The 17310-nt window shown below is 62.7% G+C and carries 18 protein-coding genes; 1 reads left to right on the forward strand and 17 read right to left on the reverse strand.

What is annotated here, in order from left to right; translation table 11 throughout:
• Positions 1 to 63: 63 nt before the first annotated feature.
• Entirely contained in the window at positions 64 to 1305 is a 1242-nt protein-coding gene (locus AC4IHP_RS10245; protein WP_490831700.1) for an MFS transporter, read from the reverse strand.
• 151 nt (positions 1306 to 1456) lie between these two features.
• On the opposite strand from AC4IHP_RS10245, the gene AC4IHP_RS10250 reads away from it, so the two are divergent.
• Entirely contained in the window at positions 1457 to 2359 is a 903-nt protein-coding gene (locus AC4IHP_RS10250) for a LysR family transcriptional regulator (RefSeq protein ID WP_490831623.1), read from the forward strand.
• Positions 2360 to 2385: 26 nt separating this feature from the next.
• On the opposite strand, the gene AC4IHP_RS10255 is transcribed toward AC4IHP_RS10250, so the two are convergent.
• The 16 genes from AC4IHP_RS10255 to AC4IHP_RS10330 form a co-directional block, all read right to left on the reverse strand.
• Positions 2386 to 2823, reverse strand: a complete 438-nt coding sequence (locus AC4IHP_RS10255) for an excinuclease (RefSeq protein WP_490831624.1) — start codon at positions 2821 to 2823, stop codon at positions 2386 to 2388.
• A gap of 135 nt (positions 2824 to 2958) precedes the next feature.
• Positions 2959 to 3402, reverse strand: a complete 444-nt coding sequence (locus tag AC4IHP_RS10260; RefSeq protein ID WP_490831625.1) for an excinuclease — start codon at positions 3400 to 3402, stop codon at positions 2959 to 2961.
• Between the two features lie 29 nt (positions 3403 to 3431).
• On the reverse strand, positions 3432 to 4658 hold the full coding sequence (locus tag AC4IHP_RS10265; protein ID WP_490831626.1) for a beta-ketoacyl-ACP synthase: 1227 nt from the start codon (positions 4656 to 4658) through the stop codon (positions 3432 to 3434).
• Complete coding sequence (gene fabG / locus AC4IHP_RS10270; protein ID WP_490831627.1) at positions 4658 to 5386, reverse strand: 3-oxoacyl-ACP reductase FabG; 729 nt, start codon at positions 5384 to 5386, stop codon at positions 4658 to 4660. The genes AC4IHP_RS10265 and fabG overlap by 1 nt, the downstream gene beginning before the upstream one ends.
• On the reverse strand, positions 5379 to 5843 hold the full coding sequence (locus AC4IHP_RS10275; RefSeq protein WP_490831628.1) for a hotdog family protein: 465 nt from the start codon (positions 5841 to 5843) through the stop codon (positions 5379 to 5381). Before AC4IHP_RS10275 ends, fabG begins: the two co-directional genes overlap by 8 nt.
• On the reverse strand, positions 5840 to 7036 hold the full coding sequence (locus AC4IHP_RS10280; protein WP_490831629.1) for a beta-ketoacyl-[acyl-carrier-protein] synthase family protein: 1197 nt from the start codon (positions 7034 to 7036) through the stop codon (positions 5840 to 5842). The genes AC4IHP_RS10275 and AC4IHP_RS10280 overlap by 4 nt, the downstream gene beginning before the upstream one ends.
• Positions 7033 to 7644 carry a hypothetical protein gene (locus tag AC4IHP_RS10285; protein WP_490831630.1) on the reverse strand — a complete coding sequence of 204 codons (612 nt, stop codon included), beginning with the start codon at positions 7642 to 7644 and terminating at the stop codon, positions 7033 to 7035. The genes AC4IHP_RS10280 and AC4IHP_RS10285 overlap by 4 nt, the downstream gene beginning before the upstream one ends.
• Entirely contained in the window at positions 7644 to 8369 is a 726-nt protein-coding gene (locus AC4IHP_RS10290) for a class I SAM-dependent methyltransferase (RefSeq protein WP_490831631.1), read from the reverse strand. Before AC4IHP_RS10290 ends, AC4IHP_RS10285 begins: the two co-directional genes overlap by 1 nt.
• Positions 8366 to 9613, reverse strand: coding sequence for an NAD(P)/FAD-dependent oxidoreductase (locus AC4IHP_RS10295; RefSeq protein WP_490831632.1), 1248 nt, complete (start codon positions 9611 to 9613; stop codon positions 8366 to 8368). Before AC4IHP_RS10295 ends, AC4IHP_RS10290 begins: the two co-directional genes overlap by 4 nt.
• On the reverse strand, positions 9600 to 10763 hold the full coding sequence (locus AC4IHP_RS10300; protein ID WP_490831633.1) for a cation:proton antiporter: 1164 nt from the start codon (positions 10761 to 10763) through the stop codon (positions 9600 to 9602). The genes AC4IHP_RS10295 and AC4IHP_RS10300 overlap by 14 nt, the downstream gene beginning before the upstream one ends.
• Positions 10760 to 13090 (reverse strand): MMPL family transporter, encoded by a 2331-nt coding sequence (locus AC4IHP_RS10305; protein ID WP_490831634.1) that lies wholly within the window; start codon positions 13088 to 13090, stop codon positions 10760 to 10762. Before AC4IHP_RS10305 ends, AC4IHP_RS10300 begins: the two co-directional genes overlap by 4 nt.
• Positions 13074 to 13676: an outer membrane lipoprotein carrier protein LolA gene (locus tag AC4IHP_RS10310; RefSeq protein WP_490831635.1), complete on the reverse strand. Its 603-nt coding sequence runs from the start codon at positions 13674 to 13676 to the stop codon at positions 13074 to 13076. The genes AC4IHP_RS10305 and AC4IHP_RS10310 overlap by 17 nt, the downstream gene beginning before the upstream one ends.
• Positions 13673 to 14098, reverse strand: a complete 426-nt coding sequence (locus tag AC4IHP_RS10315) for an acyl-CoA thioesterase (protein ID WP_039756713.1) — start codon at positions 14096 to 14098, stop codon at positions 13673 to 13675. The genes AC4IHP_RS10310 and AC4IHP_RS10315 overlap by 4 nt, the downstream gene beginning before the upstream one ends.
• A complete protein-coding gene (locus tag AC4IHP_RS10320; RefSeq protein WP_490831636.1) occupies positions 14091 to 15635 on the reverse strand; it encodes an HAL/PAL/TAL family ammonia-lyase in 1545 nt (514 codons plus the stop codon). Before AC4IHP_RS10320 ends, AC4IHP_RS10315 begins: the two co-directional genes overlap by 8 nt.
• Complete coding sequence (locus AC4IHP_RS10325) at positions 15616 to 16563, reverse strand: lysophospholipid acyltransferase family protein (protein WP_460123215.1); 948 nt, start codon at positions 16561 to 16563, stop codon at positions 15616 to 15618. Before AC4IHP_RS10325 ends, AC4IHP_RS10320 begins: the two co-directional genes overlap by 20 nt.
• Complete coding sequence (locus tag AC4IHP_RS10330; RefSeq protein WP_460123218.1) at positions 16560 to 17294, reverse strand: glycosyltransferase family 2 protein; 735 nt, start codon at positions 17292 to 17294, stop codon at positions 16560 to 16562. The genes AC4IHP_RS10325 and AC4IHP_RS10330 overlap by 4 nt, the downstream gene beginning before the upstream one ends.
• Between the last annotated feature and the right edge of the window lie 16 nt (positions 17295 to 17310).

Genomic DNA, 17310 nt, shown 5'->3' on the forward strand with positions numbered 1-17310 from the left:
TCAACACTGATGTTGCCTGACACAATGCCTTCGCGAGCAGGCTCGCTCCCACATGGTTTTATGTCAGGCTTTGACGCCCTGCAACGGCGGCAACTTCGCCAGCTTTAACGCCACCAGCAGGGCAATCAGCAACAACGCACCAATGAACAGGCCGATGCCATTCCACCCACCCAGATGCCAGAACACCCCGCCCGCCGTCCCGGCAATGCTCGACCCGGCGTAGTAACTGAACAGATACAGCGACGACGCCTGGCCCTTGGCAGTTAGCGCGCGCCGGCCGATCCAACTGCTCGCCACCGAATGCGCGGCGAAGAAGCCGAAAGTGAACACCAGCATGCCGACGATCACCAGCAACAACGAAGTGAACATGGTCAGTGCCAGTCCGGCGAACATCAGCGCAATGGTCGCCCAGAGCACTTTGCGCCGCCCCAGTTTGTCCGCCAGCGAACCGATCTTCGCCGAGCTGTAGATCCCCGACAGGTAGACCACCGAGAGCAATCCGACAAATACCTGATCGAGGTTGTACGGCGCAGCCAGCAAGCGGTAGCCGATGTAGTTGAACAACGTGACAAACGCGCCCATCAGCACAAACGCTTCAAGAAACAGCAGCGGCAGGCCGGCGTCGCGAAAGTGCATGGTGAAGCCGTCGAGCAGGCTGCGCGGGTGCAGCGAGCGGGCGCGGAAGTTGCGCGACTCCGGGAGGATCTTCCAGAACACCGCCGCCGCGATCAGCGCCAGACCGCCAATCACCAGCATCGCCGTGTGCCAGCTGACGAAGTCGATCAGCACGCCAGTAATCAAGCGTCCGCTCATCCCGCCGATTGCGTTGCCGCCGATGTACAAACCCATCGCCAACCCAATGTGTTGTGGATGGATTTCTTCGCTCAGATAGGTCATCGCCACCGCGGCCAGGCCGCTCAATGACAGGCCGATCAGCGCGCGCATGATCAATACGCCGTGCCAGCTCGGCATCATCGAACTGGCGATGGTGCACAACGCGGCAGCGAACAATGCCGCGACCATCACCGGTTTACGCCCGATGCGGTCGGAAATTGGCCCGGTGATCAGCAGACCAAAGGCCAACATGCCGGTCGCCACCGAGAGGATCAGACTGCTCTGCGCCGCGTTGATCCCGTATTCGTGGGACAGCAGCGGCATCATCGGTTGTACGCAGTAGAGCAGGGCAAACGTCGCAAAGCCGCCACAGAACAGCGCCAGTACCGTGCGCATGAACGCCGGTGTGCCTTTTTCGATGTAGATCTCTTGCAGCTCGGCGAGGGCATCGTCGCCGGCAGAGGGCGGGATTTCGTGGGCAAGGGGCGCGACAGCAGTTTTCACTTCAGACCTCGGAAAGCACAGCCGGGCAGGCAATGAAAAAATCATATAGCTGGCTAATGTTTCTATCCAATATATTGTTCGACCTGTTTGATAGCTTCAGCGACCTAATGGGAATTCTATGGAATTGCGTCATCTGCGTTACTTCATTGCCGTCGCCGAAGAACTGCATTTTGGCCGGGCCGCACAGGTGCTGGGCATCTCCCAGCCACCACTGAGCCAACAAATCCAGGCGCTGGAACAGCAGCTCGGCGCACGCCTGTTCGAGCGCACCAATCGTCGGGTCGAGTTGAGCGAAGCGGGCAGGTTGTTTCTGCAAGAGGCGCGGCTGGTACTGGCGCAGGTCGACAAGGCTGCGGATGTCGCCCGCCGTGCGCAACTTGGTGAGCTGGGTGAGTTGAAGATTGGCTTCACCTCGTCGGCACCGTTCAACTCGACGATTCCGCAGGCGATTTTTTCCTTTCGTCAGCGCTTTCCGGCGGTGCATCTGAACCTGCGCGAAATGAGCAGCACCATGGTCGCCGATGCCTTGGTGGACGAGTCGATCGAAGTCGGCATCATGCGCCCGCTCGGATTGCCAGATTCACTGAGTGTTGTGGAGTTGATGCGCGAGCCGTTAGTGGCGGTGCTCAGTTCCAAGCATCCAATGGCCCAAGGTAGCGATGAAGGCCTTTTTCTCTCGGCGCTGGCGCTGGAACCGTTCGTATTTTTCCCACGCAGCTATGGCAGCGGACTCTATGCACAACTGCTCAGTCTGGCCCGTGACGCCGGCTTCAGCCCGCACTTTGCCCAAGAGGCTGGTGAGGCGATGACCATCATCGGTTTGGTGGCGGCGGGCTTGGGTGTGTCAGTGCTGCCGGCGTCCTACCAACGCATGCGCATCGACGGCGTGGTCTATCGACCCCTGCTCGATCCCGAAGCGATCTCAGCGGTGTGGCTGGTGCAGCGCAAAGATCAGAAATCGCCGATGGCCAAGGCGTTTGTCGAACTGCTTACCCGCAAGGTTGAACCGTTGACGGTGTGAAGGCGTCGGCCCAAACATCACAGATTTCAGGGCAACCGCACCAAATCCCCCTTCAAAGCCACCCGGGTAACAAAAACTCCTGCCCGGCACTCGTAGGTATTCAAATCCTTGCGCACATGCTCGTCGTAGTAACTGACGATATTCACAACCGCATTCGCCCCGACGCGCTTGGCATCAGCCTGCAATTTGATCAGATTCGACTGCAACACCCATTCACAGGAAGCCTGATCGCTCTTGTTGAAGCCGTTGGTTTTCAAATCACTGACCACCCCTCGGCGCAGCAACTGCTGAGTGCCCTGCGGCCCGTTGCCGATCAGGTAGAACTTCACACTGCCATCCAGCCGACCGGCGCGAATCGCGTCCGACAGCACGGTTTCGAAAGGCATGTACATGAGGTTGGTGGCATGGCTGGCACTGGGCAGTAGCGCGAAAAGCGCTGCGGCGATCAGGGCTTTCACTTGCATGGTCATCTCCTTTGACGGTGAAAGAGACTGCGAGGGCAGGTTACGGTGCTGCGACCTGCATCAGCGAGTGTAGATGCTGTTCAATCACCGCAAAAAAAAAGGGCACCAAACGGCGCCCTTTGTCATTTCTGGCGTTTACTGAACCTTCGCCAGATCGCCCTTCAACGCAACGCCCGCCATGATCGCGCCGGCGTGGCATTCGTAGGTTTGCGCGTCCTTGCGCTCGTTGCTCTTGTAGAAGCTGACGATGTTGGTCACGGCATTGGCGCCGGCGTTTTTCGCCGCCTGGTGGAGGCTGATGATTGCCGATTGGGCGACCCACTCGCAGGCAACTTCGTCGGACTTGTTGAAGGCGTTGGTTTTCTTGTTGGTCACGGCGCCGGGGCTGACCACGGTGACTTTGCCGGCCGGGGTGTTGCCGGCCAGATAGAATTTCACGCTGCCGTCGATCTTGCCCGAGCGGGTGGCTTCGGCGACGGCTTTGTCCAATGGCAGGTAGACCGCCGTATCGCGGGCCTGGCTGACCGCCGGCAAGGTGCAGAGCAGCAGGGTGGCAGCGGCGAGTTTCTTGAAGTGCATGAAGGTCTCCTTGACCTGGATTGATTCGGTTATGCCCAGCGGCGGAAGATCAACGAAGTGTTGACGCCGCCGAAAGCGAAATTGTTGTTCATCACATAGTCGTGCCGCATGTGGCGGAATTCGCCGCGCAGGTAATCGAGCTTGCCGCAGTGCGGGTCGACCTCGTCGAGGTTGAAGGTGTGCACGTACTGATCGCGATTCATCATCTCGATGCTGAACCACGACTCCAGCGCACCGCAGGCGCCGAGGGTGTGGCCGAGGAAACTCTTCTGCGAGCTGATCGGCATGTGTTCGCCGAACAGGCTGCTGGTGGCCAGCGTTTCGGCGATGTCGCCCTGTTCGGTCGCGGTGCCGTGGCCGTTCACATAGCCGATGGCGTCCGGGGTGAGTCCGGCATCTTCCAGGGCCAGCTCCATGGCGCGGCGCATCGTGACCTGTTCCGGGCGCGTGGTGTGCTGGCCGTCGGCGTTGCTGCCGAAACCAACGATTTCCGCGTGAATGTGCGCGCCACGGGCGAGGGCATGCTCCAGCTCTTCAAGCACCAGCATGCCGCTACCTTCACCGATCACCAGGCCGTCGCGGCCCTTGTCGTAGGGGCGTGGACTGGTCTGTGGGGCATCGTTTTTCAGGCTGGTGGCGTAGAGCGCGTCGAACACCATGGCTTCGGTCGGGCACAGTTCTTCGGCGCCGCCGGCGAGCATCAATGGCAGGCGGCCGAACTTGATTGCCTCGTAGGCATAGCCGATGCCCTGGCTGCCGCTGGTGCAGGCGCTGGAGGTGGGGATCAGGCGCCCGGTGAGGCCGAAGAAAATGCTGATATTGGCGGCGGTGGTGTGCGGCATCATCCGCACGTAGGAATTGGCGTTCAGCCCCTCGGCCACCGAGTTGAGCAGCATGTTGCCGAAGGCTTTGATTTCGTCAGTGCTGCCAGTGGACGAGCCACAGGCGACGCCCATGCGCCCGTCCTTGATCGATTCGTCACCGAGCAGGCCAGCATCGGCCAGAGCCTTTTCTGCTGCGCCGACCGCCAGTCGCGAAACCCGGCCCATGCTGCGCAACTGCTTGCGGGTCCAGTGCGACGGGACGAGAAAATCATCGATGGGCCCGGCCAGACGCGTGTTCAGCTCAGTGAATCGATCCCACTCGTCCATGCGGCGAATGCCGCTGCGATTGGCTGCGAAATTGCCGGCAATGGTCGGCCAGTCGCTGCCCAGCGAGGTGATGCCGGCCATGCCGGTGACGACAACGCGCTTCATCAGCACAGGCCTCCGTTGACCGCCAGGACCTGGCGGGTGATGTACGAGGCTTCCGCCGACATCAGGAAATTCACCGCAGCGGCCACTTCTTCAGGGGTGCCCATGCGCTGCGCGGGGATCATTTTCATCAGTTCCTCCACCGGCACGTTTTCGTCGAGCATGGCCGTGTCGATCAGGCCAGGGGCGACGCAGTTAACGGTGATTTTGCGCTTGCCCAGCTCGATCGCCAATGCCTTCGCTGCGCCGATCACGCCGGCCTTGGAGGCACTGTAATTGACCTGGCCACGGTTGCCGATCAGGCCCGAGACCGAGGTGATGCAGACGATGCGTCCGGCGGCGCGACGACGGATCATCGGCATCATCACCGGGTGCAGAACGTTGTAGAAACCGTCGAGGTTGGTGCGCAGGACCACGTCCCAATCGTCATCGCTCAGCGCCGGAAACGCGCCGTCGCGGGTCAGCCCGGCGTTGAGTACCACGCCGTAGTAGGCGCCGTGGTTTTCGACGTCGGCTTCGAGAATGCTTTTGCAGACTTCGCGGTCGGCGACATCGAATTGCAGGATGCGTGCGCGGCGCCCCAGTGCTTCGATTTCGGCCTGCACCGCTTGGGCTTCAGTCATGCCGCTGCGGCAATGCAGGACGATGTCATGCCCGGCCTGCGCCAGACGCAAGGCAATGGCGCGGCCGATGCCACGGCTGGAGCCGGTGACCAGTACGGATTCAGTCATCGTGCGACTCCTTCGTCTGTTGCAGATATTGGTTGGCTTGCGGCGGACGGAACACGTTCAGCCGCGCGCTGGCATGTACGCCGTCGCCGTGGATATGGCATTCGAATACGCCCATGCCGTTGTCGTCTTCCAGTGAGCGCAGGCCATGGATGCTCAGCTCGCTGCCGGGCGCAAAGGCTTGGACATTGCACTCGAATTTGCGCGTGCCGAGGAGAAAGCCCAGCTCCACCGGATTGCCTTTTTGCCGCGCGTGACAACCGGCGAAAGCGGCGACACTCTGCGCCATCAGTTCGACGCCGACCCACGCCGGCAGGCTGCCGTCGGGCAGGTTGAACAGGCCGTCCGGCTTGACCGTCAGGCGGGTGAAGATCTGCTCGTCATCGAAGCGCTCGATGGCGTCGATCAGAATCATGTCGCCGGCGTGCGGCAGCAGTTCGGCGAGCGGCCAGTGGCTCATGGGGCGTCTCCGATTATCAGGCTGACGTTGTTGCCGCCGAAGGCAAACGAGTTGCTCATCAGGTAGCGCGGTGCAATGGACGTCAGGCGTTCGTTCGCGGTCACCCAGTTGAGCGGCGGCAGCGCGGGATCGGCCTGGCCATCCCAGATGTGCGGCGGCAACGCCTGTTCAGGGTTTTCGGCACTCAGGCTCAGCCAGCAGAACGCCGCTTCCAGCGCGCCGGCCGCGCCGAGGGTGTGACCGGTCAGCGGCTTGGTTGACGAGCAGGCGACGCCTTCGGGAAACAGCGCCGCGACCGCCAGGCTTTCCATGGCGTCGTTGTGCGCAGTGGCGGTGCCGTGCAGGTTCAGGTAGTTGATTTGCCCGGCATGCAGATGAGCGCGGCCAAGGGCTTTTTGCATCGCTTGCAGGGCGCCGCGACCGCTCGGCTCCGGCGCGGAAATATGGTGCGCATCCGAGCTGGCGCCCGCACCCAGCAAGGCGATTCCCGGGCCTTCGTCGCGCTGTTTGCTCATCACGAACAGCACCGCTGCTTCGCCGATATTGATGCCGTCGCGGTTGGCGGAAAACGGATTGCAGCGTTCATCTGAAACGGCTTCCAGCGAAGAAAAACCGTTCAACGTGAGCTTGCACAGACTGTCGACGCCGCCGCACAGCACCGCGTCGCACAGGCCCAGATCGAGCAGGCGCTGAGCGCTCATCAGCGCGCGGGCGCTGGAGGTGCAGGCGGTGGAAATCACGTAGGCCGGGCCGCTCAGTTGCAGCCACTCAGCGAGGAAATTCGCCGGGGCACCGAGTTCCTGCTGGCGATAGTCGTATTCGCGGGGAAACTGCTGCTCGCGGATGTAATGCGCCAGACCCCGGCTGGCCTCGTCGATGCCCGAGGTGCTGGTGCCTAGCACCACGCCAATGCGCTCACGGCCATAGGTCTGGATCGCGCGGTTGATGTCGTCACGAATCTGCAGCGCGGCTTCCAGCAGCAGTTGGTTGTTGCGACTGCTGTGCTCGATCAATTCGGCCGGGATCGCCGCCAATTCACCGTGCACGCCGGCGACAGGCAGCTCACGTTCAGCGACCCAGCCAGACTCGCGGCGCATGCCCGAACAGTCGCCGGCAAACAGATTGCGCGCGACTTCAGACTTGTCGCGGCCCAGGGCGCAGATCACGCCGAGGGCATTCAGGTAAGCGGTCATGGCGTCGATTCACCTAACTGGGAAACGCGATAGTGCGGGCCTTGGGGCAGATTCAATTGGAAGCTCAACGGTTGTGAATAGCGGACGTTCCAGCGTGCCGGCAGTGAGCGCTGATCGGTTGTTTGCCGGGCGTCGGGATAGTTGCGCAGCAGCTCGGCGGAAGGCGTCAAAGCGAACAGCAATGCGCCGAACAGCTCCCGTGCCTCGGGATTGGGCGGCAGCAGACCGTCGGCCTGCCAGTGCCCGTTGATCAGTTGCTGGCGGGCCTGGGGAATGCCCAGCGGATCCATCATCGACCAGCGCGTGCCGGCGCCTTCGCGCTGGATCACCAGCAGCCAGTCCTGACGCTGCCCGGCCTGCTCGCGCTCGATGTGCAGTTGTAGCGGCAGGGGCAGCGTCGGGTTGGCCGCTGGTAGTGGCGGCTGGCTGGCGCAGGCGCTGAGCAGCAAGGCTGACAAAACGATCACCAGCCACGCAGCAATCCCTGTGGGAGCGAGCCTGTTCGCGAATGCAATCTGACATTCGCCACCTTTGCTGACTGATACACCGCTTTCGCGAGCAGGCTCGCTCCCACAGGGTTTCAGGTGTTCAGATCGATAGCCGTACATCAGACGGTTTCCTGCAATGGCTTGCGCGCGACGACATTCACCAGCGTCTCTTCGCGCTCACCGAATGGCTTGGGTTTGCTCAACCTCAACCGTTCCAGCAAACCAAAATCCTTCGACCGGCTCCACCACAGATAGGGGTAGGAAACATTGCGCTCGGCAAACTCGAAACCCTGCTCGCGGATCATCTGCAGATAGCCGGCGGCGCTCTTCTGCACTTGCATCGGATGGCGGAACAGCCAGCGAATCACCCAGGTATCAATGTAAGCCTCGGTGGACTCGGCGAACAGCAGATAGCCGCCCGGCTTGAGCACGCGATAGAACTCGGCCAAGGCCTTTTCCTGCTCGACCAGATGATGGAAAGTCTGGTGACAGAACAGCAGATCGACGCTGGCATCGGCGACGTTGAGCGTGGCGCAATCGCTGCCGATCAACTCGACTGGCATGTCCAGGCGCGTGGCCTCTTCGGCACTGAGTTGCAAGCTGTGCGGGTCGGCGTCGACGCCGATCAGGCGCTGCGGGGCAAAGGTCTGGTGCAGGTGGCCGAACGACTTGCCCTGACCGCAACCGGCGTCCAGCAGCACCGGGTGTTCCGGCAGCGGCTCACTGAATAATCCACGCAGATCGTTGATCGCCACCCGCAGCACATGGTGCTGCCAGGTGTGGCTGCGCAGGAACCAGAGGCCGAAGCGGGTTTCCTCGACGTAACTGTCGCTCAAGTAATTCATGAGGCGTTCTGCGCGCAGAGTTGGGAAATCATCTTCAGCCGGCGCCGCGCTTCACTGACGAACGGGTTGCGCTCGTCCCAAGCGTAACCGGCGAGGATCGAGCAGATCATCCGGCGAATTTCCGCCTGGCTGTCCTCATAGAAAATCACGTCCTGGAAGGTGCCGGCGTACCAGCCTTCGACATAGCAGCGGAAGGTGTCGACACCGCGTTTCAACGGCTCGGCAAATTCACGTTGCCAGTCGACCGCTTCCCCCTGCAACTGACGATGCAGCACGCCGGCAGCCATGCTCGCCGAACGCATGGCAATGGTCACGCCGGAGGAGAACACCGGGTCGAGGAATTCTGCGGCGTTGCCCAGCAGCGCGAAGCCCGGGCCGTGCAGGGTTTTCACATTGGCCGCGTAGCCGCCGAGGGTGCGCGCCGGGGTGTCCCAGACCGCGTTATCGAGAACCCCGGCGAGGCTTGGCGTCTCGGCGATAAAACTGCGCAGGCAGGCATCGAGGTCGCTGTCGCGTCCTGAGAAATGTTCCTCAGCCGCCACCACGCCCACCGAGCAGCGGCCGTTGCTGAACGGGATGGTCCAGAACCACACATCGCGATGCTCGGGATGTGTAGTGACGAGGATTTTTTCGCGGTCGAACGCCGGATTGTCGATGTGATCTTCAACGTGGGTGAACACGGCCTGACGCACCGGGAAATTCGAAGGCGCTTCGAGGTCGAGCAGGCGCGACAACACGCGGCCATAGCCGCTGGCATCGAGGACGAAATCGGCTTCGACGCGGTACTCGCTGCCATCTTCGCGGCGCACATCAAGGAGTGGTTTCGCCTGATCGAAATCGACGCTGACGATCGCATCGCCATAGCGGATTTCCGCACCTTGCAATGCCGCTTGATCGGCCAGCAACTTGTCGAAATCGGCGCGCTGCACCTGGAATGTGGTCGGCTTGCCGGCGGTGAAGGTGTCGCCAAAATCGAAAGCGCTGTAGCGCTCGCCCCAGGCAAACGCCGCGCCGGTCTTGCGCTGGAACCCGGCGGCGTTGACGGCGTCGAGCATGCCGGCTTCTTCGACGAAATCCAGGCAGTGGCTGAGCAGGCTTTCGCCAATGGAGAAGCGCGGGAAGTGCTGGCGCTCGAGCACCAGCACATCGTGACCCTTGCGCTTGAGCAGGGCGGCGGCGATAGCGCCGGACGGGCCGGCACCGATGATCACGACCTGACGGGATTCCATTTCAACGATTGGCACGTGAGCTCCGGGGCAAGGGATTGTTCAGATTCAGAGGCGCGCGATGCAGGCCGGTCAGGGCCGGCAGCAGCGTCGCGATCAGGCCCATCAGCATCAGCGCGAAATACAGCGCCGGGGTGATGAGCTGTTGTTGCAACAACAGATTGAGAAAGACGATTTCGCTGAGGCCGCGAATGTTCAACAGCACGCTTTCGCGCCAGCGACTGGCGCCAGCGAACGAGGCGCCAGCCCAACCGAGGCCGAGCCAGTTACCGAGCAGTTTACTGGCAATCGGCAACAGCAGCAGCGCCGCCCATTGCCCGGCGTCGAGGCTGGCGAGGGCGCTGTGCACGTCGATCTGGACGATGCCGAACGTGAGGAACAGCGGGATTGCGATCCACGTTTGCAAGCGGCTCATCCAGCGCGCCGGCAACGGCAGCACCAACGGCACCTTCAGCAGCGCCATGCACAGCAGATAGCCGATGCCGAAAATCAGCGCGTTGAGTGTGTAATGTTCGGCCATGACCAGCAGGGCGAAGAAGCCGAGGCTGTAAGTCAGTGGGCGACGAACGCGCAGCAGGTGCAAAAGCAGCGGCACGCCGGCCATGGCCACGGGCAGCAACAGGCTGCTCAGGTGCAGGCTGCCCTGGGCGAGGCCGAACAGCGTCCAGCAGGTCAGGTCGATGATAATTGCGGTCTGCACCAGACGCCGTGTGGCGGCGGGTGGGTAATCGATGTGACGCAGGTACAGGTACAACACCGGGATCGCCGTAATCGCGAAGACCAGTCCGATGGCCAGTGCGTTGAGCCACGGCTGCGACGGCAGCAACCAATACGCGACCGCCAGCCCGCAAGCGAACGGCACAGCGAAACTCGGCACAGCGATTTTTACGCTCTGGCGATCCAGACGCAGATCGATGACATCGCTGAGGATGTGCCCGAGCAGCAAGGCGAAGCTCAGGCTGTAGAGGTTTTTCAGCCAGTGCGGAGCGATCAGTTGTGCGCCGCTGAGCTGCCAGCCCGGTTCGATCCAGAAATACATCAGCAACGGCAAACCGAAGCTCGCCAGCAGCAACTGACTGACGATCGGAATCAGGCCGAAATGCCGGCCGACCCGGGTCGCCAGCGCAAACAGCGCCAAGGCCAGCAACCAGAAGCCGAAGACCATCATGCGCTTGTCTCCGCAGCCGGTTCATGGCGCCCGGCCCACGGCGCGAGCATGAAGCTGAACGCCAGACCGAGACTGACCGACAGGCCGAAGTTGCTCACCGCCGGCGTGCTCGAAACCGCCAGCAGACCGAACGACAGCCACGTCGTCACGGCGGCGAGCAAGGTACCGAGCAGGCTCACCGCCGCGCCGCCGACCTGTTCACGCATGAGAATTGCGTAATCGACGCTGATCGCCGTCACCAGCAGCAGGCCGAACAGGCTGAACAGGGTCAGCGGCTGACCGAGCCAGCCGAGGCTGGCCAGACTGCACAGCGCCGCCAGCAGTGGCAGGGCGACGATACGCAACGCGCCAGTCAGGCCGAAAGGCAAGATCAACACCAGCACGATCAGCGCGCAGGAGGCCAGTTTCAGTTCGGCGGCGCTGACCTGTGTGGCGGCAAACACCCTGTTCAGATCACCGAGGCGATCAACCAGCACCACTCCCGGCAAGTCCAGTGCCTGCACGCGCAGCAATGACGGATTGTTCAAGCCCTGCAGGCTGGTGATTGCTGCAACGCCGTCTTCAGTCGAGCCAAGCCATAGCGTGCGATACGGCTCACCGAGCGGGCCAGCCAGCGCGGCGTCGATGTCTTCGGCGGGCAGGGTCTGCAATTGCTGCAATTCGTTTTGCAACGCCGTCACCGGCACGCTGAGATCGAGCAGCGGTTGCCAGAACGACGGCAGCTTGTTCAGTGACTCGCGCACTTGCTGTTGCTGGCTCGGCGCGCTGACCAGTTGATCGAGGGCCAGAAAACCTTGCAGTTTGTCGAGGTTGACCAGTTGTTGCAGTCGCTCGCTCAGCGCCGCCTGGCGCTCGAGCAGTTGCTCCTGATTGGCCGCACGGACGAGGAAGAACTGGCTGGTCGGTTGATACCCGGTGATGCGCGCGATGGTCTGCGCTTCGTCGGTCAGATGCTGCGGCGCGCCGACCCATTGGCGGATGTCATTTTTGCTCTGCAGCTGCATCAGGCCGCCGACGCAGAAGGCGATCAGCACGGCCAGCAGCATGGGCGTGCGCATGCGACCGAGCAGCGCCTCGCGCAGATGAATCAGGCGTTCTGCCAGACGCAGCGGCCATTGCGCCGGGCGCAGTTCGACATTGCTCAGCAGTGCCGGCAGCAGGCAGACCGCAGATAGATACGCACCGAGCAAGCCGGCAGCGGAGAACACGGCGATCTGCGTCAGCGCCGGGAACGGTGTCCAGGCCAGCGCCAGGTAGCCGATAACGCTGGTGATCAGGCTCAGGGTCAGCCCCGGCAAGGTCAGGCGCAGGGCCGGCCAGCTGCGCCAGGGCTTGAGGCTCCAGCTTTTGGACAGATAGTGCAGTGGGTAATCCACGGCGACGCCGATCAGGCTTGAGCCGAGCACCAGCGTCATCACATGCATGTGGCCGAACAGTGCCACACAGGCCACCGCGCCGAACAGCATGCCCACCAGCACCGGAACAAACGCCAGCAGCACGCGCCAGCGACGAAACGCCAACAGCAGCAACAGCAAAATCCCGACCGTGGCGCCGCCGCCGACCCAGGTCATTTCGCGAGTGGCCTGTTGCTGGCCGTTGGCGGCGTAGAGCAGGCCACTGGCGGCGAGCAACTGCACGTCGCTTTGCGCCGCTTGCTCGCGGCTGCGCTGGAGCAGCTCTGCCACTTGCAGCGGCAGGTTCATGTCGAAGGCGTTGCCGGTGGTACGCGCACGCAGCATCACCCAGCTCTTGCCGTCGGCATCGGCGACCAATGCGCCGCTGCCGATGTCCAGTTGCACCGCGCCGTGTTTCGGCTGGCCGTTCTGGATGCGTCCGGTCAGGCCCAGCCAGTCGTCCTGGCTCGGCACCAGGGTAAAGCCGTTGAACGGGTCGAACAGCGCTTGCACCCGCTGCTGGATGAAAACCTCGGGATGTTCGCTGAGCAGTTGCCGGTCATCCGCCGAGAGCATCGCCAAACGCCCTTGCAGCAATTGCTTGCGCAGCGCCGGCAAGTCGGCTTGCAGGTTCCACTGCACGGTTTCGAACAGACCGCTGGCCTGCCATTGTTCGCCCAGTTGCTGGGCCATGGTCAGCGCTTGCTGGCGATCGGCGTGGCCGACCAGCACCAGCATTTCGCGGTTGAGCGGCTCCTGCATGCGCTGCTCGGCGCGCGATTCCAGCGCATCGGGATTGGTGCCGGGCACCAGTTCCATGAGATTGGCCGACAGCGGCGCACCGTCGCGCCATTGCCAGGCGGCCAGCGCGACGACGGCCAGCAGCAGGCTCAGAAACAGCCAGGGCAGCCTGCGTTCACTCGGCAAAGTCATGTTGCTCCGCTTCGCTCAGGGGTTGCTCGGCCGTGCTGTCCTGCATGCGCAGCAGGGTGCTGTCGCCCTGGGTTTCCAGCAGTTCGATGCTTTGCACCAGGGCGCCGCCGTCGATGTTGATTTGCTTGAACACTTGCTTGAGCAGCACCGAACGCGGCATCAGGGTCAGTTGCCACTGCTGAGCCGTGCCGCTCAGGGCCAGTTCGAAATCGCGCTGCAAACCGCTGCTGTCACCTTGCAGCACGGCGAGGAACAAACGGTTCTGCTCGGCGCCGGCGCTCTTGTTCGGCAACAGTTGCCAGCCGTTGGTATCACGGCGGGCGATGCCCTTGGCGGTGATGCGGTAGTCCTGCTGCAGCGGGGTTTTCAACAGCCACAGCAGGCCGTGATTTTTGGCGAGAACGAAGCTGCCCCTGCTGATCAGCGGCTGCGGCAGGGCGCGCAGGTGTTTTTCCTGAATGAACTCGCCGTGGATAACGTCCGGTTTCGCCAGTTGTTCACTGAGTTGTTGCAGGTCGAAGGCATTGGCCCATGACGACACGGCCAGCAGCGTCAGTGCGCCGAGGCTTCTGAAAAACACATTCATCGCAGCATCCTTTCCACGGCATCGGTGAAGACTTTTGGTGAAGCCAGTTGCATCTCGCGGCTGCTGACTTCGACAGCGACCTGCACTGAGCTGGCGCGGGTCAGGCGTTCGCCGGTCTGCAGGTCGGTGATCAGATAATTGATCTTCAGACGGTTTTCCCACTCGACCAGACTGGCTCGCACGTTCAGCCGCTGGCCGAACACCGCACCGCGCACGTAGCGAAGTTGCAGATCGATGATCGGCCAGGCGTAACCTGACTCGACCATATGTGTGTAGTTATGGCCGATCTTGTCCAGCAGCGCACAGCGCGCCACTTCGAGGTATTTGACGTAATGGCCGTGCCAGACCACGTGCATGGTGTCGACGTCGAAAAACGGCACCAGAATCTCGGTATCGGCGTGAAGCACTCCGGCACTACGCATGCAGCCTCCAGTGTTGCGCGGCGATGCGTTGCAGGCACAAGCGCAGTTCGCCTTCCAGTGCACGGTCTTCGATGACCGGCGGGAAGTCTTTGCCGAGTTCCTCGTGCATCGCCGCCAGTGCCGGCGGCAGCGGGCGCGCATCGGCGGCTTGAGCGCGCAGCCACACGCCCTGGTTGGCGGCGAGCAGCGTGGCGGCGGCGACCTGTTCGGTCAGCTCCAGCACGCGAATCGCATCACGGGCGGCGATGGTGCCCATGCTCACCTTGTCCTGGTTGTGGCACTCGGTGGAGCGCGAGAACACGCTGGCCGGCATGGTGTTTTTCAGCGCTTCAGCGGTCCAGGCGCTGGTGCCGATCTGCACCGCCTTGAAGCCGTGATTGATCATTACCCGATCGGCGGGTGCGCCGGAGAGGTTGCTCGGCAAGCCGTGGTTGTAGCGCTCGTCGACCAGCAACGCCAGTTGCCGATCGAGCAGATCGGCGACGTTGGCCACGAGGTTTTTCAGGCTGTCCATGGCAAAGGCAATGTGCCCGCCGTAGAAGTGCCCGCCATGCAGAACGCGCTCGGCTTCGGCGTCGATGATCGGGTTGTCGTTGGCGCTGTTCAGCTCGGTTTCGATGAAGCCGCGCAGCCAGTTCAGGCTGTCGGCCAGCACACCGAGCACATGCGGCGCGCAACGCAGCGAATAACGATCCTGCAGGCGATGCAGTGGCGCGGTCGGCGCGTCGATCGCCAGATCCTTGCGCAGCCACGCGGCGACTTGCATTTGTCCTGGGTGCGGTTTGGCGGCGAACAGGCGTTCGTCGAAGTGCTCCGGATTGCCTTCCAGCGCGACGACATTGAGCGCGGTGATGCGCGTGGCCAGTTGCAGCAGATAATCGGCGCGAGCGAAGGCGAGGCAGGCGAGGCCGGTCATCACCGCTGTGCCGTTCATCAGCGCCAGCGCTTCTTTCGGGCGCAGCACCAGCGGCGTCCAGCCCAGCTCGCGATGCACGTCGGCAGCCTGACGGCGTTCGCCACGGAACATCACTTCGCGCTCGCCGGACAGGGTTGCGGCGACATAGGACAGCGGCGTCAGATCGCCGCTGGCACCCACCGAGCCTTCTTCGGGAATCAGCGGCAGGATGTCGTATTCAAGAAACGCGTGCAGACGTTCGAGCAGTTCGACGCGCACCCCGGAAACGCCGTGACACAACGACTGCAAACGCGCCGCCAGCACCGCGCGGGTCGCCTGCGCGTCGAGCAGCTTGCCAAGGCCGCAACCGTGAAAGGTGTAGAGATGACGCGGCAAGGCTTCGACATGATGCAGCGGCACCGCGACCACGCAGGAATCGCCGTAACCGGTGGTGACGCCGTAGATCACGCCTTCCTTGTCCAGCAGCGAATCGAGAAACCGCGCGCCCTTGGCGATGCGCTCGCGATAGTCGGCGTCAGCCTGCAACTGCACGGGTGCCTGACGGTTGGCCAGGGCCAGCACGTCTTCGATGCGCAAAGGGCGTTCGCCGAAAATTACCGGCTCATGGGTTGGCGTTGTCATCGGTCTTCCAGAAAGGGTAAAAGTTGAACCATTGCTGCGGGGCTTCGAGGCAATAGTGACTCAGGCGCTGCGCGTAGCGAGTGGCCCACTGATGAATGACCTGCTCGCGCTCGCGGCGTGTCCACACCACCGCGTCGGCGAACGGTTCGAGGGTCAGACGATAGTGGCCGTCGGCTTGCTTGAGGCACATCAGCAGATTGACCGGGCACTTGAGCAGGCCGGCCAGCAACCACGGGCCTTGCGGAAATGGCGCCGGATGGCCGAGAAAATCCACCGTCACGCTGCGCCCGCCGTGCAGCGGCACGCGGTCACCGGCAATCGCCAGCCACTCGCCGCGTTCCAGCCGTTCGTGCAGTTGCAGCATGATCACCGGGTCGAGTTCGCTGACCTGGATCAGGCGCAGATTGGTCGCCCCGGCCTCGCCGAGCAGGCGGTTGAATTGCTCGGCGTGCTTGGTGTGCACCAGAACGTTCATGGTGACCTTTTCGCCGATTTCCGCCAGCGCGCGGCAGACTTCGAGATTGCCCAGATGCGCGCCGACCAGCAGTTGCCCGCGACTGCCGCGTAACTGCTTGCGCAGCAGCGCCGGGTCGATGATTTCGATCTGCTCGATGCTCAGCTTGCCGTTCCACACGTCGAGCTTGTCGAGCAGCGAATCGGCAAAGGTCATGAACTGGCCGAACACCCGCCAGTGGCTCGGGCGCAAGTCGTCGCGCCGGCTCCACTCGGCCAGCCGCTGCTGGTACTGCCAGGCACTGCGCCGGGCGATGCGGCCGAACAGGAAGAAATACAGCACGATGCCGTACAGCAACGGACTGAGCAGGCGGCGGCCGAGGACTTTGGCGGCGAACGCGGTGAATTTCATCAGCAGGAAACTGCCGCGCTCTTCGCGGTCGGCCCAGTGCTTCTTGTCGACTTCTTCGCTCATGGTTTCCACCGCCGCCAGAGGATCAGCGGCCAACGCAGCAACATGCCGAAGAACAGCCGCGTGTGCATGCTGGAGATCAGCGCGTTGTCGTGGAACAGGCGAAAGTGCGACACGCCGTCCAGCGGGTAATGCACGCTGGTCTGCAGCCAGCGCATCGGCTGATTGCGCCAGGCCAGACGGACGAGAATGTCCGAGTCGAAATCCATGCGCTTGCCGACTTTGGCCGAGTCGATCACGGCCAGAGTCGGCGCCAGTGGATAAACGCGGAAGCCGCACATCGAATCGCGAATCTGCAACGACAGGGTGTTGATCCACACCATCACGTGGGTCAGGTAGCGCGCGTACAAACGCCCTTTCGGCACGCTCTCGTCGAACAGCGGATAGCCGCAGATCATCGCCTCGGGATGGGCGCGGGATTCGCCGACGAAGCGCGCGACGTCGTGCAGATCGTGCTGGCCGTCGGCATCGACCTGCAAGGCATGGCTGTAGCCCAGACGCGAGGCTTCGCGCAGGCCGGTCATCACCGCACCGCCCTTGCCCTGATTGACTGTGAGACGCACCAGGAAAACCCCGTCGCGCTCGGCCAGGGTGTCGAGCACCCGCGCGCAGGACGGCTCGCTGGCATCGTCCACCAGAATGCACGGCAGACCTTGTGTGAGCAGGGCATCGACCACGGTGGTGATCGCGGTTTCGTGGTTGTACACCGGGATTACGGCGCAGGGGTTATGCATACCGCTTCTCCACTGG

The organism is Pseudomonas sp. UF-293, assembly GCF_058245595.1.